Source organism: Paraburkholderia sp. BL10I2N1 (genome assembly GCF_004361815.1).
Taxonomy (GTDB): domain Bacteria; phylum Pseudomonadota; class Gammaproteobacteria; order Burkholderiales; family Burkholderiaceae; genus Paraburkholderia.
In genome coordinates this window covers 533,033-556,873 of record NZ_SNWA01000003.1, presented here as the reverse complement: position 1 = coordinate 556,873, position 23,841 = coordinate 533,033, and the positions used below count along the sequence as shown (strand labels likewise).

Sequence of the window (23,841 nt, the reverse complement as noted above, 5' to 3'; positions counted from 1 at the left end):
AAATACTCCGGATTGCAAGCTAGCTGCGCGCTTGCCTAGCCAGAAATGCCCGGGCCAGTTGATGATGTTCGTCGCTTAGCGTCGCGGAAAGCTGAGTCGCCAGCGTGGTGTCGAGAACATGCGACGCGCTCTGACGCAAGAAGGTGTTCATGATCTTCTTGGTTTCCCGCAGCGCAATTTGTGGCTGCGCGAGTAGCTTGTCCGCAAGTTTGCGGGCCTCGTCCATCAACTGGTCAGCGGTGACCACACGGTTCGCGAGGCCATACTCGACCGCCTGCTGTGCCGTGATCCGGTCGCCGGTGAAAATAAGTTCTTTGGCGCGCAACAGGCTCATGTACAGCGGCCACGACACCGAGATTCCGTCACCCACTACCAGCCCGATATTGATATGGGGCTCGGCGAGGAACGCGCGGTCCGACATCAACACGATGTCACAGAGCGTTGCGAGGGTAGCGCCGAATCCGACTGCCGGTCCATTGACAGCGGCGATGATAGGGATCGGCAAATCAATGATGCTATGAATCACACGGCGCGCATTCTCCTGAACCTCGCGCGCGAACGCCGGATCATCGAGTGTCTTGACGAAGTGGTGGAAGTCTCCGCCTGCGCTGAATGCACGTCCCGAGCCAGTCAGGATCGCGACACGAGCTTCGCTATCCTTCGCGAGCCGGGCAAATAGATCCGCATAGGCAAACAACATTTCAGTGGACGATGCGTTCAGTTCGTCCGGCCTGTTGAGGGTGATAAACCGCAGTGGGCCGTCAGCCGTGACCTGCAGTTGGGGAGGCATTCCGTACATGCTAGCGGAGCTGTCAATCACTTGAGTGTCTCCTTCTGTGTTCTGGTTGTCATGAGCCAGCCAGTTGCAAATTGACCTGCGCACGCAGGTCGCCTTTACGTACTTTCCCGGATGCCGTACGTGGCAATTCTTCGACGATAAGCAGATTTTCGGGTGTCTTTTGCCGCGCTACTCCTGCCTCGGCGAAATGTCTCTGCACCGTGGCGAGGTCGAGCGTGGATCCCTTCTGGAGCACGACGACAGCGCATACCTTTTCGCCGTACCGCGAATCGCGTTGGGCCACCACGGCCACGTCCCGTATCGCGTTATGTGTGGCCAGCACACGCTCGACCTCCTGTGATGAGATGTTCTCGCCACCACGAATCACAATGTCTTTTTTACGGTCGGTTATCGTCAGGCAGTTCGCCGCATCGAGCTTGCCGATGTCGCCTGTACGAAACCAGCCGTCGGGGGTAAAGGCGTTTGTACTGAGTGACGGGTCCGTGTAGCCGACAAACAGTTCGGGACCCTTTGTCAGAATCTCGCCCTCACTTCCGGTTGCCAGATCACGGTCCAACTCGTCGACGATGCGCACTTGGCTGCCAGGTTGCACGCGACCGTCTGTGCACGCGCGCTCGGTGAATGGGCTGTCGCACCAGCCGGTACTGACCGTCGAGTGTTCGGTCAGGCCATAGGCGCGCGTGCCAGCGAAGCCGGCGCGGTCGGCTAGCGCGACGTGTTCGGGCGTGACGCCGGTTCCCCCCAGTCCATAAGTGGCCAGAGATGAAAGGTCGCGTCCGCTGTGACGTGCTGCTTCGAGCAGGCCCTGCAGATGGAACGGTGTTCCCCCTGACAGGCGAACACGGTAGTGCTCGATCAGTTCGACCGCAAGCGGTGCGTCCCAACGGTCCATGAACACCATGTCAGTGGCGGTCACGAAAGGACGGAGCAGGAAGTTGAAGCCGGCGATGTGGCCGGCGGGGAAGGGGGTGAGATAGGGCCCCGAGCCGTCGATGAACGGAATCGACCACTCGGCCCCGACAGTCTGGTGAGTGTGCTGAACGCCCTTTGGGGCAGCCGTGGTTCCTGAGGTATAAAGCAGCAGGCAAACATCCTGCGGCTGCGGGGGCGACGCATCGACGTTGATTTTCCTGTCCAGCGAAAGTGCTTCGACCGCCCTCAGCGTGATGCCGTTTTGAGGCGTGGAATCACCCACAACGATTACACGCTCCAGATCTGGCAGGCTGCCGAGCGCCTCGACACGCTCCAGAAAATCGATCCCACGCCAGCGCTCAGGTACACAGAGGAATCGCGCCCGTGACTGCTTCAGAATAAACCGAACTTCGGCAGGTCCGTAGATGTGCACAACAGGTACCAGTACGGCACCGATCTCCAGTGCAGCCAGGTAGAGTACCGCGGTTTCCCGCTGCGTTGGCAGTTGCATGGCAATAGCGTCGCCGCGACGCAGACCGACGGCGCGCAGGCCGCGAGCGAGTCGAGCTGCGTGCCTGGTCAGCTCTAACGTGGTGACGCTCGTCACGCCTTCCTCAGTGTGAAAGTGCATGCGCGTCGCAGGGTTGGCCTGAGCAGCCCTCGACAACAGTACGTTCAACGGGACATCAGGTATCCAGTCACTGTAGGTAGCCGTCGCTTTCATGACGATTGCTCCAGCAAACTCCGCAGCAGATCGACGAGTGCCAACGGGTGATCCAGCATAAGGTGGTGGTGAGCCTGAGCCATAGTGACGGGTCCCCGCGCATTGGGGATGGCTGCGACGATTCTGTTGGCCCTGTCGGCGCTGACGACCGCGCTCATTTCCGCGTGTACATAGGTCACGGGGACCGTTATGCGGCTCAGCAGACTCTCATCACCATCGACCGGCTGAACGTGGCGCAGCGATGGGTCGAAGCGCCAGGTCCAACCCGCCTCAGTTTGACGCAGGGAGGTCCGGGCAAGGTGATCGATCAACCACGGCTCGCAGTCCTGTCCAGGGATAAGCCGGAAGTGCGCCATGCCGGTATTGGCGTCGGGATACGGCCGCGGTGCGGGGCGCCTGTCGATCACGGGACGTAGATCGCCAGGCAGCATGTAGTATGAGTCGAGCACGATTGCGTGGCGGATCAGTTCGGGGAATGTCGCGCACGCCTGCAGGAGGCGCGAGCCGCCAAAACTATGCGCCACAATAACGCCGGGAGCGATGGCAGCGGCCTTAAGCACGGCGGCGAAGTCACGAACAAAACTGTCGGATCGGTACTCGTCGCGATGACCACTCTCTCCCATGCCGCTGAAATCAAACGCGAACACGCGAAATTGCTCAGTGAAAAATGGAGCGATAAAGTCCCACCAGTGGCTGTGCCCCAGGAAGCCATGCGCGAACAGCAAGCCGGGCTTGTGGGTGTCGCCCGCGTTCCATGATACGTGATGGATGCGTGTGCCGCTGGCATCCGTGAAATGCGACTGGCGTGGCTGTTGCAAAGCCCATTCGAACCACGAAGGCACCGCACTCGTCATCACGCAGACTCCATCATTGTTTGAAGTCGGGCGTGATGCCAACTCGCCAGCGGCATTCGCGGGCCGGCGTTCAGGCCCGGTGTCGTCAGGTTATTCATGGGTAGGGGCGTTGGATGCAGGAATGCAACTGCCATGCGCCTCGGCCCATTCCCGCAGAGACGTCAGCGGAAGTCCATACGACTTCACCTTGTCGATGTCGACGCGATAGCCTACCTCGTTGATCCATTCCTGCGTGTTCACCCAGCCCGGAGAGATGCCGCGCGCGATCGTATCCTGCGGCCTCACGTGCGTCGCCCTGATATTTATCTTCAGCGCATTGGCGAGTGTCGCGGCTACCTGGGACATCGTTAGCGATTCGGCGGCGAGCGGGATACTCTGCTCATGCCAGCGCGCCGGGTCAGTCATCGAAGCCGCAGCGAATGCACCCACGTCATCGGCCGCAATGAAGTCCAGATTTGTGTCAGGCAGAAGCGCGGTTAGCAACTCGCCTTCGTGCAGATGAGGAAACATAAAGCCGACCTTGGGCCGCGCCAGATTGTCCATCATGAAGGCGGGCTGCAGCACGGTCCAATTTGCGAAGCCCGCGGTGCGCACGGCGTTTTCGACCTCCCACTTATCGGTCCAGTACTTTTTCGACCAGCGGCTGCTGTCCCAGCCAGGAAAGCTCGTGTGGTTTCCAGATTGCGCCACTGACGTGTGAACGAATTGCGGCACACCGGCGGCCCGCGCCGCGTTGACAAGCACGAAACCATGGCGGCGTTCGCTGTCTTCGCCCCTGACGTCGGGCAGTTGAACCGAAAAGACGGCATCCACCCCTTGTACTGCCGCTGCAACGGCCGCGGCATCGCCAAGATCTCCCGGTGCGGCATGCGCGCCCTCTGCAACGAGGGCGCGCGCGGCCGCAGACTGTGGATCGCGTGTGAGGAAGCGTACGCGGCGTCCACTGCCCAACAAGTGCCGTGCGGTCGCGCCACCCTGCGCACCGGTTGCACCGGTGACGAGGACTGTATCTGCTGATCGAGTCATTGCGTCTCCTTGTCGAACTTCCATCCGGAACTCAGGCCGACTTAACCAGGCGCTGAGTCGAGCGTCACGGCATAAGAATGTATCGAGTGCGCCCTTTTATACACTGTGGATGACAGTGCCAGGCGTTCGCATTATCATACATTGTTCACATTGTTAACGTGTGCTTTCGTGCAAACTCGCCATGAGCCCCACGTCGTGCAGGTGGTTTCAGTGGCCCTTCGTTAACCGAGGAATCCATGTCTTCGACGCTTTTCGATTTGAGTGGTAAGGTGGCCGTCATCACCGGGTCCAGCCGCGGCATTGGTCTTGCAAGTGCGCGTCGTATGGCGGAGTACGGTGCGAAAGTCGCGATCTGCGGCCGTAAGGCCGACGCCTGCGAAGCCGCCGCAGCCGATATCAATGCCAATCCCGGCTCGGAAACAGGCGAAGCGATTGCCGCACCCTGCAACATTGGGCGTAGGGACGAACTGCAGAGGGTGATCGATACCGCCAATGAGCGGTGGGGTCGCGTCGACATCGTGATGGCCAATGCAGCAATCCACCCCTGGGTAGGCAGCGTGCTCGATCTGAGTGACGAAACTTTCAACAAATTCATGCAGGTCAATGTGCAGAGCAACGTCTGGCTCGCACAGATGACCGTGCCGGGCATGATCGAGCGCAACTATGGGCGCTTTATTCTCGTGGCCTCGATTGTCGGCTTGCTTGGCGACCCGCTCACAGGCACGTACGGCCTGACCAAGGCAGCCGACATGCAGTTCGTTCGCAACATGGCGATGGAATTTGCGAGCAAGGGCGTGTGCGCCAACTGCATCGCGCCCGGCACCTTCAAGACCGAGATGGCGCGCTCTCAATGGGAGGACCCCGCTATGGTCGCGTGGTACGAGCAGCGCAACCCGTCAAGGCGCTTTGGTGAAGTAGATGAAATCGCCGGGCTGGCCGTCATGCTGGCTTCATCGGCAGGTGGCTACATCAATGGCCAGACCATTGCGGTGGATGGCGGCCACACCATTTCTTTCCGTTAGACCCCGGGGGCGTAAATGATCGGGTTGAGAGAGGTTATCGAACGCAACGCCGCGCTTTATCCGGACGCCATCCACAGCGTTTTCGAGGGGCGTCAGCTCAGCTTTCGCCAGTTTGCGGACCGTGTGCGGCGGCTGACCAGCGGGCTCTATAAACTCGGAATGCGCCATCAGGATCGGGTAGCGATACTGGCGATGAATTGCACCGAATATCTTGAGGTGTTCGGAGCAGCTGAATTTTCCGGATTCGTGGCAACGACGGTGAACTGGCGCCTGACTGCCTCGGAGATTGCATACGTGCTGCGCGATGCCGTGCCACGGGCGCTCATTTTCGAAAGCCAGTACGTGTCGATAGTGGACGCCCTGCGTACGAAATTGACCTCGATCGAGCATTGGATTTGTGTGGGTGCCGACGTTCCGGTGTGGGCACAGCCTTACGAGGCGGTTATCGCAGATGGAGACGCAGCAGGCGCGCCATTGCGCCCGTCGCCTGACGACCTGTTGTGTCTGATCTACACCAGCGGCACGACGGGCCGCCCAAAGGGCTGCATGCTCAGCCACCACGCGCATGCGTTCATGGCCGATCAGTCCGCCGCGTATCAGGCCATGCTGCCGGGCGATCGCGCTCTGGTCATCGCTCCTTTGTTCCACGTCGGCGCGCGCTCGCAGCAACTGCCAATGCACCTGCGCGGCGGAACCGTCGTGTTGTTGCGGCTTTTCGACGCGGAGGAGGTACTACGGACCATTGAGGCTGAGCGAATCACCCATGTCCACATGGTGCCAACCATGGTTCAGAGTCTGCTCGATCTGCCCAACCACAAGCGCTACGACACGTCGAGCCTGAAGTGCATCATCTATGCCGCTGCACCTATGCCTTTGCCTGTGCTGCGCCGAGCAATCGATCGCTTTGGTCGCATCCTGATCAATGGCTGGGGTCTTACCGAGGGCGGCAATGGTTCCGTGCTGCCTCAGCATCTTCATCGACCCGATGGAAGTAATGAAGACATCGTGCGTCTGGCGTCGGTCGGACAACCGGCGGTTGGCACAGAAGTCATCGTCGCCGATGATGACGGCCATGAGCTTCCTCGCGGGCAGGTTGGCGAATTGCTGGTGCGTTCGGCCAGCAACATGATGGGCTACTGGAACAACCATCCAGCAACTGTGGAAGCGCTGCGTGGCGGTTGGCTGCGCACTGGTGACGTCGGGAGGATGGATGAACTGCGTTTCGTCTTTCTTGTCGATCGCAAGAAGGACATGATCATCACCGGCGGCGAGAACGTGTATTGCCGCGAAGTCGAGGAGGCGTTGATCGAGCACCCGGGCCTTGCGGACGTGGCCGTGATTGGCGTGCCCAACGATCGCTGGGGCGAGGCGGTCAAGGCTGTGGCCGTGCGTTCGTCCGAATCCACCGTCACCGAGGCGGAGTTGATCGAGCACTGCAGGCGACTGATTGCCGGCTACAAGTGCCCGAAGAGCATCGACTTCGTCGACGCGCTTCCGAGATTGACCAGCGGCAAGATCAGTAAGGTGGAATTGCGCCGCTCGTATGCGAAGGCGAACTCGTGAGGCTAGATCAGGGTGGATTCAACGTGATGAAGTTCGGGGATGAGCGTCGGCAGTGCGTGCGCCAGGTTGTGCGAGAGAGAGGCGCCCGAAGGCTCTTGGTGATCACGACGGAATGGTATCGATGGCTTGGAGAGCGTAGGCGCGCCAGCGTCAGCGATGGCCATACGACTATGTTGCCTTGTCGATCCTTGCCCCGGCCGCCAAGCCTGGCAATTCCAGCCGAACGAAGATCTCGACAAATATCCGCGCACGCTCGAAGCCGATATCGAGAAGCTGCAGAAAGAGAACGTCTACCTGCTGTTTGCGCAGACCGAGCGCGACCTTTACCCGGAGCCGCAGGGATACCGCGTGCATTCGCCGCACGATCTGGGCGACATCCTCGAGGGTGAGTTCCGACAGAACCCCGCCGAGCGCGTCACGGTCCGCTGCAGAAAATGGCCGTGAGCAAGAGGGGGACAACTTGATGAATGACAGCGCCGCTTCCGGCCTGGCGCACGTGTGCTTCTACTGACTCGGCGGGGCCGAGTACTACCACGCCATAGGCTGAGTCCGTGACGGGCTGGCCATCTCCGTGTTTGAACAGTGCATCGTCGTGTTCATACCCCAGGACGGCGTAGACGGGAAAGCCAAATGCCATCAACTTGCTGTCGTGCGCCGGTCGAAATGCGTTGACCGAGTTTGCTTCGACGCGCATCGGATTCGAATCGATATACCGGCTCTTTAGGAGCGGGGCGATGAACGCGTGTGCGTTCGATCTACAGTCGAGTTGCGGATCGAGCGCGTAGGCGTAGGACGAGCCCGGAGGGAGCCCAGCGGCGATTGCAGCAAACACCGTTACCCAGGCGTAGATTGCGGAAACCTTCATCAGTCTCTCCACTCAATTGAACTTGCTCCCCGGTGTGGGCGAATACGATCCGGCACCAGGGTGTCCTGCACGCACTCCGGTTACATGGCCAGCGGCCAGATGCGCATTCCCAGGTCAGGGAGAGGGCCTCCCTGGCGGCGCTCCGGCACCATGTCTTCAAGATGACGATGACTCCCCGCACAGGCGGCCACGACATCGAGACCAATCGGATTCCTCATCATTCGCCAATGCCGATTTCAACGCATGAACAAAACGCTGAAACGCATCCAGGGATCCATGGACGCTTCGGTACTCGGTGCGACCGATCCTGCCGTCAAGTACGACCAGCATTCCGGAATCCCCCGCCAATTCCAGGATGTTCATTCCGTTCTCCCGTGTTATCACACGGCCGACCAGGCCAGCCAGACTTCCCGTTCGTACGTGCGAAATCTGTCTATTCAGTTCGTGGGTAGGTATGCATCACCGGCCCTCTGGTCGCGGGCGGGAACACGCACCACGATCCGTCGTCGTGCTGGAAGAAGAAAATCGCCAGCAAGCCTGTCGGACGCAATGACTCCACACGTACGCAGCGTCTCTGGCGCGAGCCCGCAAGACCGTATCGGATCAGGCGAACTGGCATGGCCGGCGTTGGCGCCAGCCATTTGTCGATCAGCCAACGCAAGGACTTTTGATCGGTGTTCATCTGCTGCTCCTTCAACCACAGGGCCGTTGCCCGGCCACGCCCCTCGTCGTGCGCCGTCACGCCGCCACGTCTTCGAGGAATTCGTTGTGCAAACCGGCCGCTGACTCGTCACTGGCGCGCGCTTCGTGCTGATAGATCAGGTCGCGAAGTTGCGGATAGATCGCGGTGCGCCAGGCATTGCCCGAGAAAATCCCGTAGTGGCCGCAGCCGCGCGCCGTCAGGCGGTGTCTGAGCGAGGCGTCGAGTCCCGTGCACAGATCGTGGGCCGCGTGGGTCTGGCCCCGCCCGCAGATATCGTCCCGTTCGCCTTCGACGGTGATGAGCGCCGTGGCCTTGATGGCGCCCGGGCGAACGTGCTCGCCACGCACCCGCCAGTCGCCGCGCGCCAGGCAGAACTCCTGAAAGACCACCCGAACCGTCTCCAGGTAGTATTCAGCCGTCATATCGAGCACGGCGTTGTACTCGTCGTAGAAGCGGCGATGTGCGTCGGCCGCTTCGCTGTTGCCGGCCGCCACGTCGCCGTAGTAGCGCAGGTGCGAATCCAGGTGGCGCTCGGGATTCATCGCCACGAAGGCCGCGTGCTGCACGAAGCCGGGATACACCTTGCGTCCGGCACCGGGATAGTTACCCGGCACGGTATCGATCAGTTCGCGCGCGAACCAGTCGAGCGGTTTGCTGAGGGCGAATTCGTTGACGGTCGTCGGACCTCGGCGGGCGTCGATCGGGCCGCCGATCAGCGTCACGCTTCTGGGTGTCGCTTCGCCATGGGCGGCCATCAGCGAAATAGCGGCCAGCACCGGCACGGTCGACTGGCAGACCGACACCACGTGAATTTCCGGGCCGAGGAAGCTGATGAACTCACGCACGTATGCGACATAGTCGTCGAGGTGGAACGTCCCCTCGGAAAGGGGTACCTGGCGCGCGTCGACCCAGTCGGTGATGTAGATATCGAAATCCGGCAGCATCGCCGCCACGGTGTCACGCAGCAGCGTCGCGTGGTGGCCCGACAGGGGTGCGACGACCAGCGCGACGGGATGCCTGTGGGGCGTGGCGCGCTGGAAATGCAGCAGCCGGCAGAACGGCTGGTCCACCACTACAGTTTCGGTCACCGCGACCCGTTGACCGTCGACGACGGTGTCGGTCAGGCCGAATTCGGGTTTCGGGTAGCGCTGGCAGAGCCGCACCAACAGGTCGCAGCCGGCCGCGATCTGACAGGTGGGCAGTGCGGAAGGGGCGTGGTCGGGAGATGTAAAAAAGCTGGCGGTGGCCTGCAGCCAGGGAAGGAACGGCGCCCAGATCGCATTTTGCAGCTCGCGCAGGGGGTAGGACATCAACACGTCAGCTTCTCCTTCACTACAGCAGCCGCCTCGACGCATCCAGCAATCGGGCCTGCTGAAATAGGTCTTATGACCAAATACTAGTGGTCGAAAGACCGATAATCAAGCCCGGTAAAGGGAGGGGAAATACCAATAGGTACGAGGATTTAGTGACAGTTAATGGGTCAGACCTAGACAATTGGTCGTTACGCTTCTGCTTGGCAGTGTGTTTGCTATGCTTAATTGGTTTTTTGACCTACCATGTATATGTCGGATGACACAAAGGGACGGCTGCTTCGGCTTCGGCTTCCGCTTCCTGGTGGCCCGGAGATACCCACTGAGGAATCGCCGCTTGAGCCACGCGCGAGCTGAGTCGGGCGCACCATTTGGGCTGCCGGAACGCACTGTCCTGCGGAGATAACCCGTCACTGAGGAGTTGGGCGCAGATGAAAGAAATGATCATCACATCGGCGGAAATGCTAGGCTCTAGAGCGCCAGAGGAGCCTAGGCGGCGAGGCAACAGAACGACCCGCGTGCCGGAGATCCTCGAGGTGTCGATCAGCGTTTTCGCTAGCGAAGGTAACGCCGGGTTCACGCAACGCCGGGTCGCGAGCGACGCGGGGGTTCGCCTGAGCACCCTGCAGCACTACTTCGGTACCCGGGAAGACCTGTTGCGAGCCACTTTGAAGGCGATGGCCAACCGCTACCTTGAGCTTTATCGAACGATCGCCAGGGATAAGCTTCGGTCGCCGGAAGCCCGCCTCGATGCCATCGTCGACGAGGCGTTTGCTGCACTGACGGGGCCTGGCACAAACGTGAGCGCCTTCGCCCTCGAAAGTTGGAGTCTGGCTGAGCACGAGGCTTTTGCGCGCGATTTGACGGCTGAAATCACGGGGGAATTCCAGGAAATTTTTGCGACCCTTGTCGCGAAAATAAACCCGGCGCTGACGTCTGGAGAATGCGCGCTGCGTGGTGCCTTGCTCATCTCGCACTTGCAAGGCCTGGTCGTTTTTATCCGTCGCGCTGGAGAAAACGCGCCCGATCTGGACGCGTTTCGGGCCGCCGCAAAAGTGGTTTGGAAAGCGCTGAGCAAAGCGCCCCAATAAGGCCGCACTCTTAGCGCCCGTCCCCAGCCCTTCTGCGACTATTGCGGCGCGGAGGCAGCACTCGTCAAATCGCCTCAAGCAGGTGTGGGATGAGTCCATCGCGTCGCGATCGACCGCACAGGCCGACCCAGTGGCCGAATTGCCGAACGAGGTCGCTGAGGAAGTCGCGGCGGTATGTTTGAGCGTCAGCGTGGCGAGAATCTCCGGAGCAACCGCGCTGACGTTAACTCGCTGTCCGTTAGATCTGTCAGCAAAGGCTATCCGAACGTCGTCGAGAGCGTGCAAAAGCTGGGGAGGCTCCCACGGAGGAGCCACTTGTGCGTTCGGTGGCGTTGCCCGTTTGGCATGGAGTACGCTAATCGCTCTCGCAACGGTGGGAGCAAGCCATGCGGTTGATCATCGAAGCACGATTGGTCGACGGAGACAGTGACACGCTCGAGGAGGGCGACGGAATTCTGGCCGTCGTTGAGCGCCCTGATTGCAGCCTTGCGGCCCCGGGCCTGTCTCTCGCGGAAGGGCGGTCGCTGCTGGCGAAGGTGCAGACCGAACTTATTTCGAAACAGGTACAGCGGTGGTTCGCAAGCCAGACCCATTGTGAGAGCTGCGGTGCCGCCCTGAGGCACAAACACAGCCGCTCGACGGTGCTGCGTACCGTCTACGGCAAAGTGACCGTGAAGAGTCCGCGGTTGTAGTCGTGCTCGTGTCAAGGGGCTGCGCAGACGGAGCAGCGCGTGATGCACCCCTTGTCGAGAGCGCTAGCCAGACGCGTCACGCCGGAGCTGGAATACCTTGAGGCGAAGTGGGTAGCTCATTTGCCCTACCGGCAGGCGACGGCCATGCTCAAGGAACTGCTACCGCTGGACAAGGGCATCTCGTCGAGTGGCATCCGCGATCGGATTCTTGGCCTTGGAAAACAGCTCGACGCTGATATCGAGCGTGACATCGCGCAGCTGCCCCCGGCTGTTGCAGACGAACAGGTTCGCGAATGCAGTCATGTCGCCGCCGTGAGCGTCGACTCGGCATGGCTACGCAATTGCGACCCCGGGCGAGACCCTGGCCGCCACGTGAACATCGTCGCGGGACGGGCGACGTTCACTGACGGTCCCCCAAAACTGTATGCGTATGTGCACAAGGAAGTAACCTCAGCGGCAGCGCGACTCGATCAGTTCCTCAGCCGGAACGGTGTGGCGAGCGATGAACGCGTGACCGTGATCAGCGACGACGCCGGTGAATTTGGGAAGACGGTCGAGGGCAGTCAGCTGGCTCGAGGCCGGATCCTCGACTGGGCGGTTTCAAACGTGAAGCGCAACACAAGGCTTATTGAACGGAAGTATCAGGTCGAGAGGCAAGTGCAAGCATGGTGGCGAAGACTTCGAACGGCGAGTGGAATGCGTGTGTGGCACGGGGCCGGCCGTTGAGGCTGTCGGCGATGACATCGAGGTCGTCCTGACTGTAGACCGAGAGATCGGTGCCATTGGGCAGATACTGGCGTAGCAGGCCATTGGTGTTCTCGCAGGTGCCACGCTGCCATGGGCTGTGAGGATCGCAGAAATACACGCGCACGCCGGTGGCGGCGGTGAGTTCCGGATGCCGCGCCATCTCCTTGCCCTGATCATAGGTCAGGCTCTGACGCAGTGGCGTGGCGATGGAGTTCAGTTTGGCGGTGAAGCCGGCCAGCGCTGAGGCGGCGGTGGCATCCTCCATCTTCGCGAGCAGGACAAGCCGGCTGGTGCGCTCGACCAGAACTCCCACGGAGGACTGGTTGCCCGCACCCTTGATAAAGTCTCCCTCCCAGTGCCCGGGCATGACCCGATCGTTCACCTCAGGCGGGCGTACGTGGATGCTCAGCATGTCGGCGATCTTGCCCCGTCTGTCGTTGCCACGACTGCGTGGCATTCGCGTGCTGCGAGCCTGGCGCAGACACGAGATGAGCTGGCGGCGCAGTTCGCCGCGCGGGTGTGCATAGATTGCGTTGTAGATGGTCTCGTGCGAGACGTGCATGGAAGGGTCATCGGGCCACATGCGCGTCAGCGTACCGGAGATCTGCTGCGGCGACCACTTCCAGCTAAGCAGACTGAGCACAATGCGCCACAGTGCGCCTTGGGGATTCAGCTTACCCGGCGTGCGCGCTGCAGCCCGCCGGTTCGAACTGATGGTCTGCGCGACTACCGAAGCGTAGCCGCGCACCGGACACGCATTACGCGCCAGTTCACGGCTGACGCTCGCCGATGCGCCGACGATGTTGATTGCGCGAACCCGCGTCGCGCAGGCAAAGTCGGACGTCGAGCTTGTGAGAACGGGGTCGAGCCTTCAGGTGGTGGCGCTTGCCTTGCTGGATCGCGAGCACGTTTCCGCGAACGGCTTTCTCGGCCCGTTCGCGATGAACGAACCTGCGTTGGGGCTGACGGGCCCCTGGTACACCGAGGGCATCGTCGGGCTTGGCGCAAGTCTGAACGTCGACATCTGGGGCAAACAGCGCGCGCAGGTCGCCGCGTCGCTCGGCGTGAGCAATGCGCGGCTTGCCGAGACGTCCGCCGTCGAACTCGAAATCTCGACCGACGTCGCGCAGCTGTACTACGGCATTCAGACGACTTACCAGCTTATCGATCTGCTGAACGAATCGCGCGAGGTAGCGGTGTTCTCGGTGGATGCACACGACGCGCGCGCGGTGCGCGGCCTGGAGCCCCGAACGCAGCTCGAAGAAGCCCGTGCGCAGCAACTGGCCATCGAACGGCAGATCGTTTCGGCGCAAGGCCAGATACGGCAGATTCGCGAATCGTTGCGAGCATTGATCGGCGCGGGACCGAACGGCTTGCCCCCGATCGAGCCCGTTGCGTTGCCGCGCTCGCAAGCGGCCTTGCCCGCGACGCTCTCTTATGAACTCCTCGCCCGGCGGCCCGATCTTCAGGCGATGCGCTGGTACGTGGCGGCATCGTTCGACCGGATCGACGCAGCGAAGGCGGCGTTCTATCCGAGCTTCGACATCAAGGCGTTCTTCGGCTACAACGCATTGCATCTTTCCGACCTCTTCACGCATGCAAGCCAGCAGATCAACCTGATCCCTGGCCTGTATCTGCCGATTTTCGATGGTGGCCGGCTCAACGCGAACCTTGGCGGCGCACGTGAGGGCAGCAACCTGTTGATCGAGCAGTACAACCAGGCCGTCCTGAATGCGGTACGCGATGTCGCGCAGACGGGCAGCCGTCTGCAGGCCCTCGATGCGGAGACCGGGTTGCAGAAGCAACGGATCGAATCCGTCGCGTTCGCGCGAGACAGCGTTGAAGCGCACTATCAGCGCGGACTCACCAGCCGCCTGGCGGCGCTCGAGGCACGTCAGCCCGTGATCGCGGAACAGGTCGCGCTGCTCACGCTCAACGGCCAGATGCTCAGTCAGGAGATCGCGTTGACGAAGGCGCTCGGCGGCGGCTATCGCGCCGATCCGCCTGTCGAACTCAAGCCGCGATGAATGGGGAAATGAGCGGCTCGTGAGCGGGTTTCAGAACTGCTGGGCGCGCAGCGACGCGAATTCCGCGTGGCACAGGTCGCCAAACTTGCCGAGGATGTCGATCGAGCCGTCCGCGAGCATCTCGCGAATCTCGATTTGCGCATAGAGGAAGGGCCGGCCCGCGCCAGTGCATCCTCGCAGTCCTGAGCACGACGGCCCGGCACCGTCGGCAATCCTCCACATTGCCCGCGTCCGCCCACCATTGAGTACGCGCGAATGGTGTACTTCATGCTCACACGTGGCGAAGCCTTCGTCAACGAGGGGCAGCAGCGCTACGAAGAACAGCAGCGCTACGAAGAACAGCAGCGCCAGCGCAGCATCGAGGCGCTCAGGCGCCGCGCTACTGCGCCTGGTTTCCAGACTACCCCAACGGCGCAAACCCTCTGAAATCCATCGATATCGTTCCCCAACCTCGCCTCGTTGGACATCACAGACCAAGCCGCGAAAAAGTGTTCGTCCTCACGAACCAGGTTGTCGGGGCGCTCACAAGCAGTAACCGCGTCTACAGTTGCTTACACCTGGGGCGCGGCGACACCTGTTACCTTGTGACAACCCAAGATTCGGTGAACGGAAGTCGTGGCTGCGGAAACCGGACCGCTTCTACGCGGAGCGAACTGTCGCGCTATCTGGCGTTTGGGCGGAGGTCACTGCTGCGGGAGTGACTGCATTTTGACGCGCCTTGAGGTGGACAGCGCGTGGAACTGGTCGGCTGTTCATCGCTTCCTGGCCCCTTGATTGGGTTGGAAAACTGACGAGTTCAGAGAACACTCGAATCTCTTGATTCGGCTGGACAAGAGCGATTAATTTCACAAGGAAACTAGCATGCCAATTGAACGTCATTCATCTAACTCTTCCCGTTCCTCAGTTGAGTCTCTTTCCTCATTTAACTCCCACGGAGAGTTTGATGAGGATCCAGAAAAGAAGGTCAAAAATCTGGAAGGCAGTAATAAATTAAATGTATCAGAAGTACTTGGCGGTCTGGTAAAGGCAGCGTCATGAAAATTTAAATCAAAGGCACATAAAGCGGTTCGTAACATGCCCGCTGTTGATGAATACGCGCATTCCGAAGCACACCAAAAATCACAACCACCCATCGATCAAATCATAGATTCGTACTATCTCATACCCAATTCCAATGGGGAATTTGATGCCGAAAACAATCCGCACCTAGCTCCGGCTAAACATGAATCTGAATCTGAACTCCCAACTCCGCCACACGACCCGAATTCTCCCTACCATTGGGTATAGATCTTGAAAATGCTTTTCCATTGAAGCGGCGAAAGGTCGATGGAAGATTGAGGCGACCTGGGGGCCTCAATTCTTTCAAAAGCCAGTATGTCGCCACCAGAAAACCAACGGCCACCAACGCGGCGCCCCCTTGTTTCATAGACAAGACACGGGGCGACCGCCGCTGCCGATCCGCTCCTCCGCACGCGCGAGTCGAATCTGAAATGTTTTGGAAAATCCACGTGCCACGATAGCTTCGCTTTTACGAATAGGAATTCGCGCATTGGGCGTCAGGAGTTATCGGTTTCGTTCAAACTTTGGAAATCTCATTACCTCAGGAGCTGCAAATGACCACGATTTCCAGAAATTATTCAAGTAATTCAATTTGCTGCGCGGATTCCTCACGTGACCTCAACGAAGATACGCCTCCACCCAGCCGCAGCACTTCCCCTGCCACCCGCGATGACGCGCTAGTGGCAGGACTCCAACCACTAAACAGGAGCGTAGTGGCAGTCGCCATCACTTCGGAGAGCGAATTAGCAGCCGTTATAGACGAGCATATTGCCCGGATGGACAAATTGCATCAAGACGATAACCACGGGCTCGCGCTTAGCAAGCATTCAACCAACCTCTATCGATATGTTAAAACGTTAGGCAAAGAGACGCGAGCGAGCATCTCTGCTCGCCTCGAAGAGATGTTCACCGGATCGGAGAACTCACACCCGGTCGACCCCAAAAGAGCGGTTCAATTCTGGTTGACGGTTCAAGACGCCGGTATCCGCAGGCATACACCGGAGCAGAAGGCGAAACTTCGCGATAGACAAGCCTGCGACATTGTTATGGGAACCATGTCTGTGCCGCTAACCCCCGTGTACGCGATGATCGATGGCATTTTTGCGTTCGTGGACGAGCCGCGAACTGGACTATGGAAATGGCCGTATGAAGCTGCAAAGGGCATCCGCAATACGCGAAAGGACTACAACAGAGATCCGAAACGCCCTGAATACGCCGAAGCATTCGACAGATTCATGGAAGTGCTCGCCGATCAGAACGTCCACGACGCACACAAACAGACCATCGTGCAAGATCTGGTGAACCATCATCTCAAGACCGACAAGAGCCTTGCCCCACTCGACAACGACGCACTCGTCGATGCGATGAACGGTCCGAAAAAGAAGCCGGGACATAAAGTCAGGCACGCTCCGAAGAAAGTCGGTCCCTACGAATACGAGGCGGTTATCAAGCTGGCACGCGATGGCTACCGTTCCGGCAATGGCGCAGTCGAGTCACGGTTGGGATGACCACGCTCGGCTAGGCTCGACAAGCGCGTGAACGCTCAGACGGGCGAATGAGAGTTCACGCGAAGCAGGCCGTTTGTCTTGATGTCGATCGGCTTCGACGCTATTGGCTTAGCAAAATAAATCTGCCGGGTGAGGCCTTATCCAGGAATGCATGCGAAGAATTCTGTTACTGCCGCTGCCATCACGCGCATTGCGCCGCCGGGTGCCGAAAATGTTGATACGTGAAGACATATGAAGTCTTCAACGAGGAGCGAGTTTTTCTCGATCGCCAGTCTGCACGCATCTCGCTGATTCACGACGCCACCCAATGCAGTACCGGAGCGAGCGCCTCATCCGCGAACCCATGCCCCCAGCAGTCCCTCCCGAGAATCGCTTCCACATTGCTGCCCGCGAGCGACGACGTTTCAATGATCGCGCCAACGATGACCTGATCTTCGAGCAGTTGAATCGCCCAGACATTCAAACCACCGGCCGCACAGAGGAGTTCGATCCGAAGTGTCTCCTGATCGAGTTCCTTCGCGGACTTTCCATCCATCCACGGAACCAGCCCGGAAACTTCTTCGTCCTTGAGCAGGGACCGGCAGAGTTGGGCCGCTTGTCGCGGTGCCACGGCGAATACCCGCAACCGTCGCGTGATGAATTCCCGCCCCTCTTCTTCGGAGTATTCGACCATGTTCAAAGCGCCAAACAGGTGTTGATCCAATCGACAATAGTTCCGACCTTGAACAGAGCGCGCCCCCAGATTGCTTCAGTCATGCTTTGTCCTCGGTGAAGCGAAGTCTCACGGCAACTGATCGCCTGGCTGATCGGAGTGGGGTGCCGGTTACGCTGGTCCGGCGACGCAGCCATTTAATGCGCCCGGTTTCACTGCATCGACGATGGGGCCGCCCTTTCTGTTCCCAAGCATCACTTGCGCGATGGGGCGGCAACTCGGAGAAGCAAAACCGGATGTTAGCCGTTAGCTCTCAAGGTGTAGCTGCCATCATTTGCAGTTACGGATTTGTGCCGGTTAGGTCGGTCACCTTTCCTGCTGCCTTCTTCGCTATCTCGCCCTGTCGAAACCGGGACACCCCCATCAGATGGCGCTTCTGCCAAACGCGTCATCTGGTGGAGGTGGCGGGAATCGAACCCGCGTCCAGTACGCCTTCACGTCAAAGGAGTTACAGCAATCACCACCTTGCGATGGTGGGGCTCACTTTACCGTCAACTCTTCTGGCAGGCGCTCAGAAATGCGAAGCAATTTACTCAAGGGCGTATTCTTGTCTTGATACCGTGCTGTCGCTCCAGGTTGGAAATATCTTGCTCGATCGCCAACATCGACGCTGAACGCGGTCCCGGTGCGTATGTCGGACCATTGTGGCCGGCGTCGTGCAGGCGACAACGCACTTGATCCATGTTGTTCGTGGCGCCGTTTCAAAGGCTCAGAGGATCCCGTTTCCCAGTCCGCCACCCACTTCGATGGTCGCACCGTTGATGTAGCTGGCGCGTCCAGAGGCCAGGAGGCGACCAGCGCACCGAGTTCTTCGAGCTGACCGATCCGCTTCAATGGCACTTCTGCGGCGAGTTCGACGAGCCCCTCCTGCTCGCTCTTGCCGTCGGCGAGCTTCTGCCTGAGCGACGATTCGCGAATTCGATCAGTCAGGATCCGGCCCGGCGCAATCTCTCTGAATGACAGGAAGAGCATGCAGTCCAGGTCCTGCTGGAAATGAGTCAAATGGTCGAAATCGGTAACCCAGCATTTCAGACGTGAAATGACCCTGGCCAGCTTCAACGGCGGGGCAGGGGCGTGCATGGTTTTTGAGCGATCGGTGGCTGCCGGTTGGTCCGCGATGCGTTGTTCCCCGCCCGAGCCCGAGGTAGACTCTGTGGGTCGCCCTTGCCGGAACTGAAATGAAGCGCTGCTTGAATCACCTTTCTCTTCTTGTCCTTTGCTGGATGGTGCCCGCCGTGACCCACGCCGAGACTACGAGCACATTGCCTGGTTCTGTTACCACAATTCAGAGTCGCTACGATTTTCAGACAACCGTATCCCGCCTCAAGGAAAACCTCGCGGCACATGGCGTAACCTTGTTTGCAGACATCGACCAGAGCAGCGCTGCTGTGCAGGCGGGCACCACCTTACGTCCCACGAGGCTCTTTCTGTTCGGCAATCCGAAGGCGGGAACCCCGATCATGCAGAGGAATCCGCATGCTGCATTGCAATTGCCCCTCAGGGCCGTCATCTGGGAAGACGATCAACACGGCGTGCATGTCGACTATCAGGACGTCACACAAGAATTGGCAAATGGATACGGGATCGCCGCCAATCTGTACGCTCCGTTAAAGCAGGTCCCGACAATCTTGCGTGCGGTGGCTGGACAGGAATAAGTGCGCAAGGACGGGCGTGGCCCCGTGTTGCAGCTCATTCGTGCATTGCTGAAAGGGTTGTGGAATTTTGATTGCGTGAGCAGGACTCCATATCGCCCTCTAAAGCAGCCGCTTGCACGGATGTTGAACGCTTGTCCACGCTGCAGCGCTCGCGCAATGTCGCCGAGCGCTTCATCAACCGCATCAAGCCTTTTCGCTGAATCTCCACGCGTTACGAAAGGCTCGCGGACAGTTACCTATCTACACATCGCTTGCATGTGCGCTTGGGCCGCCCGGAAAAATGAGAGCACTGGCTAGTCACTCAGATACGCGGGTAGTGCGCTGACGAGAAAGCCGACGGTCGCCCGCACAGCGGGTGTCAAGCCCTGTCGCGACGGCAGCGCGATGCTGAGCGTGCCGGAGCGAATATGCCAGTCAGGCAAGACGCGCACGAGCCGGCCTTGCTCGAGATCGGAGCGGCAAAGGGGTAGTGGCAACGCGGCCACGCCGCTGCCGGCAAGCACGCATGAACGGACCATCAATGCATCGTCGCAACGTATGCGAAGCCGATACGCGACAGCGGTACGCTGTCCTTCAGGACCATGCAGCTCCCACGTCTGGGCGGGCCCGCACCGAGCCAGTTCGATCCCCGAAATCGGGGTACGAGGAGTAACGGAACAGAAAACCCCTTTAAGCTTTGAGGTTATATAAATTCGCGGAAAGCCTATTTCAGGGAATAAGGCGACGGCAAAAACAAACGGCCAGCGCGAAAACTGCGAGCCTTGACGGCCCGTCAGACGTTCGCATCGTCGCCGGGCTTCCTGAGTGGTCTTAACTCTCCGCGTACGATTGCTTCCGGCACGGCGAACGAATAACGGCCGAGCATGTTGGCGTGGTCATGGATGAGCGGCGACAGGCGAGCAACATCTTCGTCCTGCACCGGGTAACCTTCACTGCGAAGCTGCTTCAACACGGCCTCCATGTAGATGGTGTTCCACAACACGATCACGTTGACGACCAGTCCGAGCGCGCTCAACTGGTCTTCCTGTCCTTCCCGGTACCGCTGGCGCAATTCGCCACGCTTGCCATGAAACACGGTTCTGGCTAACCCATGGCGCGCTTCGCCTCGGTTTAGCTGGATCAGCGTGCTTCGGCGTTTTGCCTCGTCGTCGATGTACGTGAGCGTGTGCAGCGTCTTCTCGATCCGGCCGAATTCGGCCAGTGCCTTTGCCAACTGTGTCTGCCGGTCGCCGACCTGCAACGTGCGCATGATACCGGCGGCTGATACCCTGCCCAGCTTCAGGGAGCCCGCGAGGCGCAGCATGTCGTCCAGATGCGGCTCGATGACTGACAGTCGCGCCCGCTGTCGTGCGATCTTGTTGAGTTCGCCATAGTCAGCGCTCGGATCGATCCGCCAGAACCGCGTGCCGCCCATATCGGCCAGGCGTGGGCTGAAGCGATATCCGAGCAGGCGGAACAACCCGAAGATGATATCGGTGTAGGCACCGGTATCAGTCATGATCTGTGTCGGCTGCAGTTCTGTTTGCTGTTCGAGTACCACCGTCAGCAGTACCAGGCTGTCGCGCAGCGTGCCCGGCACCGGGATGCCATGCATGCCGGTGAACTGGTCCGATACCATGTTGTAGTACGTGACGCCGCGGCCGACGCCATAGTATTTCGGATTGGGGCCCGCATGAACCGTTCGCACCGGCACCACGAAGCGCATGCCGTCGGCCGACGCAACTTCGCCACCACCCCAGATGTGCGCCAGTTCGATCTGATTCTGCGCTGCGACCAGCATGGCGTTCGCGGCAGACAGGGTGTCGTCGCGAATATAGGTCTGGGCAACCCACGCGAGCCGGTCGCGACGCAACGCTGGCATATCCTGCCGGACCAGGGGCTCGAACCCGGTGTTGCACGACTCGGCAATCAGCACAGCGCATAGACTGGTCGTGAGATCGTCGGCCCTCGACTCACGCTCGCTGATGTGGGTGAAAGCCTTGCTGAAACCCGTACGCGCAGCAATTTCCAGGATGATTTCTGGCAAATCGACGCGCGGCAGCCGTTCAGCCACGATGGCACGCAGTGCGATAAGCGACTCGGGTTCCTCGATCTTGTCGAGCGGCGTCAATATCAGTTCGTGTTTGTCGCCATCGGCCTCGATACGCACGAAGGGATTGTCAGGCAGGCGCGCCGCGACGGCGCGGTAGGTCTGATCCAGCTCCTGCGCCATTGCAGCCAGCATCGCCGACGGATTCGCTGTGTACCCGAGCGAGCGGTAAACGACGGGGCGGGCGACGTCCCACTCGACCGCCGTCAGCAAACCCTTGCGAGGATCGGCGTACCGCCAGCTTGGTGCCGCCAACACGTCACGCCGACGCAGTGCGACTCGCAACTGATCCAGCGTACAGAACAGATAGGCCCGCCGATCCACCTCGCCCTCGTTCGGCACGACGTGCGTCTGCCAGGATTTCGACACGACCGCCATTGGAGGCTCGGCATCCCGTTTCGGATCGACCTCCATCACGTGCAGGTATTTGAGCGCCTCAACCACCGCCCGCCCGGCTGGACCTGCATCAAGATGTATGTGCTCAAGCAGCGCGGGCAGGAAGCGTCGCACGGAGCGGTAACGTCCCTGCAATTCACGATAGAACACATCCTGCGGCGGACGAACCAGCGTGCTGACCTCCTGCAGGGCGTTGAGGAGTTCATCCCGTGGAATTTCCTTGAACACCGCATCGCGCACCTTGTTCGCCGGCAGGTCGGTATCAAGCAGGAACGTACAGGCGCCAGCGAGCTTGATGGCCGAGGCGTCGAGATCTTTCAGGCTGCGCACGCGCGATTTCTGGTCGGCTTTCTGTGCATTGTTGAACAACTCCCTGAGCAGGACTTCGAGCACCTCCAGCGCATCGTCCTGCGCGCTCGCTTCAAGTGTGTAGGCAAAGGCCACGAGCGTGGCGAGACGTCGCGCCGGCGGCAATCTCTCGATCGCTGTGACCTTCGAGGTATTGGCAAAGCGCGCCAGCGCGGCAATCCGGGTCGGCGGAATATGAGCCGCTATCGGCAGGCGGATGCCCAACGCCCGCACCGCCTCCAGACGTTCGAGCGAGCGTACCAGCGAAGGTCCGCTGACGACAACCGGGCCGCTACGCAACCGGTCGAGCACGGAGCTCCGGCTGCCTGGCACGCTGGAGAGCAACGCCTCAAGATTCGCGCGTGCTTCATAACTCAGACCGCTGCCAAGCATGCGCCACAGTCGTGTCTCCACGCGCTGGCGCACGCGTGCGACAAAGCTTTCGAGCATCGTCGCGCCAGGCAGCAGCACCTTGTGAGCAAGCAGCCAGCCGGTTGCGCGCTCGAACAGCGCGCCGGGCCGGTCGGTGCCTGTCCAGCACAACGCATACAGCCAGCGCGAAAGCCGAAAACCAACGACAGCATCCGAGAATGCGCGGTAGCCGGAATGCTGGCGGATCTCGACGGTGTGGTTCCAGCGCTGCTTGCCGTCACGGTAGGCGGCCAGATCAACGTCATCGATATGTAACTGACGCGCGAGCGTCGCGATCACCGTGTCGGGTACGGCGACCGGATCGTCGAGAAAGGTGCCGAGAAATCGCACCGTACAGAGTTGCAAGGCGAATCCGAGGCGATTATGAGCGCCGCGACACCGCCCGATGAGCACGCGATCCGCGTCGTCCAGATGGAAATAGCGGGTCAGCTCTTCCGGCGACGGCGAACCGTCATAGCGACCATAGCCGTCCCGTTGATCGGCGGTGACAAAACTGACTGGCACGCCGGGCGTTCGCCGTCAACGTTGAGGAAGTTTAATCGCGCCGGATAGCACGGCAGCAGCGAGATCCGCGTCGCTCATTCCGATGATCCTGTCGATCGTACCGCGCGACAATTCGTCTGCGAGTGCAAGGATATCGTCGAGTAACGCAGCCAGCCGATCCATCCGCGCCGTCAGATGGGCAACTCCCTCCTGTTGCTCCGGCGTCAGCGGTCCGGACCGCCACCGTGCGACCTGCTCGCGCTGTACCGGCAGAAAATCGCGTTGCTCGCCATAGACCTGACAGGTCCGGGCAAGCGTTGCATCGTCGAGCACGTGAGGATGCAACCGGCACTGCGCCAGCGCGTCGAAAGTGCCCTGCGCCTCGGCAAGCTGGGCGCCGGCGAGATCGAAGATGACCGGTAGCGCGGTGATCGGCTGCCAGACTGGCGATTGCGGTTCATTCGTGTTCATGGATTCGCGGCTTCCTGTTGAGCGGTCTCATGGCACTGCATCAGCCATGTCGCATCCGCCGATGACTGAGCGCACGATTGTAGCGCGGGTTCCCGCGCGATCCGTGGCACTCCGAATCGCGCGACGCCCTATTCAGGTTGCCGGAGCGGCTACCTCTGCGATAACTTCCGAGCCTCATAAATCAGTGTTTCCCTAACAATCCCTCGCCTTCTCAACTGCATATCGCAGACCTTACGCCACCGGGCTTTTCATTTCCGAGTGCTCGAAATTCCGCGCTAACATATGTTCGATTGCCCAATTGGAGTGAGCACGCACTCGTCGACGCCTGGGAACGCCGCCGCGTCCGCAGGTCT

At 60.2% G+C, this 23,841-nt stretch carries 25 protein-coding genes, 1 other RNA gene and 2 pseudogenes; 11 read left to right on the top strand and 17 right to left on the bottom strand.

All coding sequences use genetic code 11. From position 1 onward, the window contains the following. Positions 1 to 19: 19 nt before the first annotated feature. The 4 genes from B0G77_RS40575 to B0G77_RS40560 all read right to left on the bottom strand — a co-directional run bounded on the left by B0G77_RS40575 (position 20) and on the right by B0G77_RS40560 (position 4,315). On the bottom strand, positions 20 to 820 hold the full coding sequence (locus tag B0G77_RS40575) for an enoyl-CoA hydratase/isomerase family protein (RefSeq protein ID WP_243751495.1): 801 nt from the start codon (positions 818 to 820) through the stop codon (positions 20 to 22). 28 nt (positions 821 to 848) lie between these two features. Continuing rightward, entirely contained in the window at positions 849 to 2,435 is a 1,587-nt protein-coding gene (locus B0G77_RS40570; protein WP_133667462.1) for an AMP-binding protein, read from the bottom strand. Further along, entirely contained in the window at positions 2,432 to 3,289 is an 858-nt protein-coding gene (locus tag B0G77_RS40565; protein WP_133667461.1) for an alpha/beta hydrolase, read from the bottom strand. The genes B0G77_RS40570 and B0G77_RS40565 overlap by 4 nt, the downstream gene beginning before the upstream one ends. Positions 3,290 to 3,379: 90 nt before the next feature. Then, positions 3,380 to 4,315, bottom strand: coding sequence for an NmrA family NAD(P)-binding protein (locus B0G77_RS40560; protein WP_133667460.1), 936 nt, complete (start codon positions 4,313 to 4,315; stop codon positions 3,380 to 3,382). Positions 4,316 to 4,551: 236 nt separating this feature from the next. On the opposite strand from B0G77_RS40560, the gene B0G77_RS40555 reads away from it, so the two are divergent. From B0G77_RS40555 to B0G77_RS40545, 3 genes and pseudogenes are all read left to right on the top strand, one after another. Continuing rightward, on the top strand, positions 4,552 to 5,337 hold the full coding sequence (locus B0G77_RS40555) for an SDR family oxidoreductase (RefSeq protein WP_133667459.1): 786 nt from the start codon (positions 4,552 to 4,554) through the stop codon (positions 5,335 to 5,337). 15 nt (positions 5,338 to 5,352) lie between these two features. Continuing rightward, a complete protein-coding gene (locus tag B0G77_RS40550) occupies positions 5,353 to 6,900 on the top strand; it encodes a long-chain-fatty-acid--CoA ligase (RefSeq protein WP_133667458.1) in 1,548 nt (515 codons plus the stop codon). A 210-nt stretch (positions 6,901 to 7,110) separates the two neighbouring features. Next, positions 7,111 to 7,344, top strand: a pseudogene (locus tag B0G77_RS40545) (pantoate--beta-alanine ligase); the annotation flags it as partial. Here the strand turns inward: B0G77_RS40545 and B0G77_RS40540 are convergent. From B0G77_RS40540 to phaZ, 4 genes are all read right to left on the bottom strand, one after another. After that, entirely contained in the window at positions 7,316 to 7,765 is a 450-nt protein-coding gene (locus tag B0G77_RS40540) for a hypothetical protein (RefSeq protein WP_133667457.1), read from the bottom strand. The pseudogene B0G77_RS40545 and the gene B0G77_RS40540 overlap by 29 nt on opposite strands. Positions 7,766 to 7,921: 156 nt before the next feature. Continuing rightward, positions 7,922 to 8,128, bottom strand: coding sequence for a hypothetical protein (locus tag B0G77_RS40535; RefSeq protein ID WP_133667456.1), 207 nt, complete (start codon positions 8,126 to 8,128; stop codon positions 7,922 to 7,924). A gap of 70 nt (positions 8,129 to 8,198) precedes the next feature. Then, positions 8,199 to 8,447 (bottom strand): hypothetical protein, encoded by a 249-nt coding sequence (locus B0G77_RS40530; protein WP_133667455.1) that lies wholly within the window; start codon positions 8,445 to 8,447, stop codon positions 8,199 to 8,201. Positions 8,448 to 8,503: 56 nt separating this feature from the next. After that, entirely contained in the window at positions 8,504 to 9,778 is a 1,275-nt protein-coding gene (gene phaZ / locus B0G77_RS40525) for a polyhydroxyalkanoate depolymerase (RefSeq protein ID WP_133667641.1), read from the bottom strand. 431 nt (positions 9,779 to 10,209) lie between these two features. Between phaZ and B0G77_RS40520 the strand changes: the two genes are divergently transcribed. Together B0G77_RS40520 and B0G77_RS40510 are read left to right on the top strand one after the other, a co-directional pair. Next, complete coding sequence (locus tag B0G77_RS40520) at positions 10,210 to 10,869, top strand: TetR/AcrR family transcriptional regulator (RefSeq protein WP_133667454.1); 660 nt, start codon at positions 10,210 to 10,212, stop codon at positions 10,867 to 10,869. Positions 10,870 to 11,255: 386 nt separating this feature from the next. Then, positions 11,256 to 11,561: a hypothetical protein gene (locus tag B0G77_RS40510; protein ID WP_133667453.1), complete on the top strand. Its 306-nt coding sequence runs from the start codon at positions 11,256 to 11,258 to the stop codon at positions 11,559 to 11,561. Positions 11,562 to 11,720: 159 nt separating this feature from the next. On the opposite strand, the gene B0G77_RS43715 is transcribed toward B0G77_RS40510, so the two are convergent. Together B0G77_RS43715 and B0G77_RS40505 are read right to left on the bottom strand one after the other, a co-directional pair. Continuing rightward, positions 11,721 to 11,864 carry a hypothetical protein gene (locus B0G77_RS43715; RefSeq protein ID WP_166656391.1) on the bottom strand — a complete coding sequence of 48 codons (144 nt, stop codon included), beginning with the start codon at positions 11,862 to 11,864 and terminating at the stop codon, positions 11,721 to 11,723. A 322-nt stretch (positions 11,865 to 12,186) separates the two neighbouring features. Continuing rightward, positions 12,187 to 13,116 (bottom strand): IS30 family transposase, encoded by a 930-nt coding sequence (locus tag B0G77_RS40505; protein WP_133667452.1) that lies wholly within the window; start codon positions 13,114 to 13,116, stop codon positions 12,187 to 12,189. Here B0G77_RS40505 and B0G77_RS40500 point away from each other — a divergent pair. Further along, positions 13,109 to 14,335, top strand: a complete 1,227-nt coding sequence (locus B0G77_RS40500; protein WP_347814220.1) for an MdtP family multidrug efflux transporter outer membrane subunit — start codon at positions 13,109 to 13,111, stop codon at positions 14,333 to 14,335. The two genes, B0G77_RS40505 and B0G77_RS40500, sit on opposite strands and share 8 nt — an antisense overlap. A gap of 30 nt (positions 14,336 to 14,365) precedes the next feature. Here B0G77_RS40500 and B0G77_RS40495 read toward each other — a convergent pair whose 3' ends face one another. Then, entirely contained in the window at positions 14,366 to 14,557 is a 192-nt protein-coding gene (locus B0G77_RS40495; RefSeq protein ID WP_133667451.1) for a hypothetical protein, read from the bottom strand. A gap of 21 nt (positions 14,558 to 14,578) precedes the next feature. Here B0G77_RS40495 and B0G77_RS40490 point away from each other — a divergent pair. The 3 genes and pseudogenes from B0G77_RS40490 to B0G77_RS40485 all read left to right on the top strand — a co-directional run. Then, positions 14,579 to 14,761 (top strand): annotated as a pseudogene (locus tag B0G77_RS40490) (hypothetical protein); the annotation flags it as partial. 435 nt (positions 14,762 to 15,196) lie between these two features. Then, entirely contained in the window at positions 15,197 to 15,373 is a 177-nt protein-coding gene (locus B0G77_RS43710; protein WP_166656390.1) for a hypothetical protein, read from the top strand. 575 nt (positions 15,374 to 15,948) lie between these two features. Next, positions 15,949 to 16,902, top strand: coding sequence for a hypothetical protein (locus B0G77_RS40485; RefSeq protein WP_133667450.1), 954 nt, complete (start codon positions 15,949 to 15,951; stop codon positions 16,900 to 16,902). A 292-nt stretch (positions 16,903 to 17,194) separates the two neighbouring features. Here the strand turns inward: B0G77_RS40485 and B0G77_RS40480 are convergent, their stop codons facing one another. From B0G77_RS40480 to B0G77_RS43705, 3 genes are all read right to left on the bottom strand, one after another. Beyond that, the gene (locus B0G77_RS40480) at positions 17,195 to 17,575 is read right to left on the bottom strand and encodes a GNAT family N-acetyltransferase (RefSeq protein ID WP_133667449.1); all 381 of its coding nucleotides are present in this window, start codon (positions 17,573 to 17,575) and stop codon (positions 17,195 to 17,197) included. A gap of 278 nt (positions 17,576 to 17,853) precedes the next feature. Beyond that, positions 17,854 to 18,123, bottom strand: a transfer-messenger RNA (tmRNA) gene (gene ssrA / locus B0G77_RS40475). Further along, complete coding sequence (locus B0G77_RS43705) at positions 18,095 to 18,694, bottom strand: hypothetical protein (RefSeq protein WP_166656389.1); 600 nt, start codon at positions 18,692 to 18,694, stop codon at positions 18,095 to 18,097. Before B0G77_RS43705 ends, ssrA begins: the two co-directional genes overlap by 29 nt. Positions 18,695 to 18,792: 98 nt before the next feature. Here B0G77_RS43705 and B0G77_RS40470 point away from each other — a divergent pair, with 98 nt between their 5' ends. Continuing rightward, on the top strand, positions 18,793 to 19,269 hold the full coding sequence (locus B0G77_RS40470) for a DUF302 domain-containing protein (protein WP_243751494.1): 477 nt from the start codon (positions 18,793 to 18,795) through the stop codon (positions 19,267 to 19,269). Positions 19,270 to 19,340: 71 nt separating this feature from the next. After that, entirely contained in the window at positions 19,341 to 19,469 is a 129-nt protein-coding gene (locus B0G77_RS45420; RefSeq protein ID WP_279571384.1) for a hypothetical protein, read from the top strand. 93 nt (positions 19,470 to 19,562) lie between these two features. Here B0G77_RS45420 and B0G77_RS45110 read toward each other — a convergent pair whose 3' ends face one another. From B0G77_RS45110 to B0G77_RS40455, 3 genes are all read right to left on the bottom strand, one after another. Further along, the gene (locus tag B0G77_RS45110) at positions 19,563 to 19,856 is read right to left on the bottom strand and encodes a LysR substrate-binding domain-containing protein (RefSeq protein ID WP_279571395.1); all 294 of its coding nucleotides are present in this window, start codon (positions 19,854 to 19,856) and stop codon (positions 19,563 to 19,565) included. Between the two features lie 185 nt (positions 19,857 to 20,041). Next, positions 20,042 to 23,038: a Tn3 family transposase gene (locus tag B0G77_RS40460; protein WP_133667447.1), complete on the bottom strand. Its 2,997-nt coding sequence runs from the start codon at positions 23,036 to 23,038 to the stop codon at positions 20,042 to 20,044. 15 nt (positions 23,039 to 23,053) lie between these two features. Next, positions 23,054 to 23,488, bottom strand: a complete 435-nt coding sequence (locus B0G77_RS40455; RefSeq protein ID WP_133667446.1) for a hypothetical protein — start codon at positions 23,486 to 23,488, stop codon at positions 23,054 to 23,056. Between the last annotated feature and the right edge of the window lie 353 nt (positions 23,489 to 23,841).

What these genes read in the sequence shown, in the direction of transcription:
- B0G77_RS40570 (WP_133667462.1), bottom strand. Translation starts at nt 2,435, where the DNA reads ATGAAAGCGACGGCTACCTACAGTGACTGGATACCTGATGTCCCGTTG.
- B0G77_RS40565 (WP_133667461.1), bottom strand. Translation starts at nt 3,289, where the DNA reads ATGACGAGTGCGGTGCCTTCGTGGTTCGAATGGGCTTTGCAACAGCCA.
- B0G77_RS40560 (WP_133667460.1), bottom strand. Translation starts at nt 4,315, where the DNA reads ATGACTCGATCAGCAGATACAGTCCTCGTCACCGGTGCAACCGGTGCG.
- B0G77_RS40555 (WP_133667459.1), top strand. Translation starts at nt 4,552, where the DNA reads ATGTCTTCGACGCTTTTCGATTTGAGTGGTAAGGTGGCCGTCATCACC.
- B0G77_RS40550 (WP_133667458.1), top strand. Translation starts at nt 5,353, where the DNA reads ATGATCGGGTTGAGAGAGGTTATCGAACGCAACGCCGCGCTTTATCCG.
- B0G77_RS40540 (WP_133667457.1), bottom strand. Translation starts at nt 7,765, where the DNA reads ATGAAGGTTTCCGCAATCTACGCCTGGGTAACGGTGTTTGCTGCAATC.
- B0G77_RS40535 (WP_133667456.1), bottom strand. Translation starts at nt 8,128, where the DNA reads ATGAACATCCTGGAATTGGCGGGGGATTCCGGAATGCTGGTCGTACTT.
- B0G77_RS40530 (WP_133667455.1), bottom strand. Translation starts at nt 8,447, where the DNA reads ATGAACACCGATCAAAAGTCCTTGCGTTGGCTGATCGACAAATGGCTG.
- phaZ (WP_133667641.1), bottom strand. Translation starts at nt 9,778, where the DNA reads ATGTCCTACCCCCTGCGCGAGCTGCAAAATGCGATCTGGGCGCCGTTC.
- B0G77_RS40520 (WP_133667454.1), top strand. Translation starts at nt 10,210, where the DNA reads ATGAAAGAAATGATCATCACATCGGCGGAAATGCTAGGCTCTAGAGCG.
- B0G77_RS40510 (WP_133667453.1), top strand. Translation starts at nt 11,256, where the DNA reads ATGCGGTTGATCATCGAAGCACGATTGGTCGACGGAGACAGTGACACG.
- B0G77_RS43715 (WP_166656391.1), bottom strand. Translation starts at nt 11,864, where the DNA reads ATGACTGCATTCGCGAACCTGTTCGTCTGCAACAGCCGGGGGCAGCTG.
- B0G77_RS40500 (WP_347814220.1), top strand. Translation starts at nt 13,109, where the DNA reads ATGTTGATTGCGCGAACCCGCGTCGCGCAGGCAAAGTCGGACGTCGAG.
- B0G77_RS40495 (WP_133667451.1), bottom strand. Translation starts at nt 14,557, where the DNA reads ATGTGGAGGATTGCCGACGGTGCCGGGCCGTCGTGCTCAGGACTGCGA.
- B0G77_RS43710 (WP_166656390.1), top strand. Translation starts at nt 15,197, where the DNA reads ATGCCAATTGAACGTCATTCATCTAACTCTTCCCGTTCCTCAGTTGAG.
- B0G77_RS40485 (WP_133667450.1), top strand. Translation starts at nt 15,949, where the DNA reads ATGACCACGATTTCCAGAAATTATTCAAGTAATTCAATTTGCTGCGCG.
- B0G77_RS40480 (WP_133667449.1), bottom strand. Translation starts at nt 17,575, where the DNA reads ATGGTCGAATACTCCGAAGAAGAGGGGCGGGAATTCATCACGCGACGG.
- B0G77_RS43705 (WP_166656389.1), bottom strand. Translation starts at nt 18,694, where the DNA reads ATGCACGCCCCTGCCCCGCCGTTGAAGCTGGCCAGGGTCATTTCACGT.
- B0G77_RS40470 (WP_243751494.1), top strand. Translation starts at nt 18,793, where the DNA reads ATGAAGCGCTGCTTGAATCACCTTTCTCTTCTTGTCCTTTGCTGGATG.
- B0G77_RS40455 (WP_133667446.1), bottom strand. Translation starts at nt 23,488, where the DNA reads ATGAACACGAATGAACCGCAATCGCCAGTCTGGCAGCCGATCACCGCG.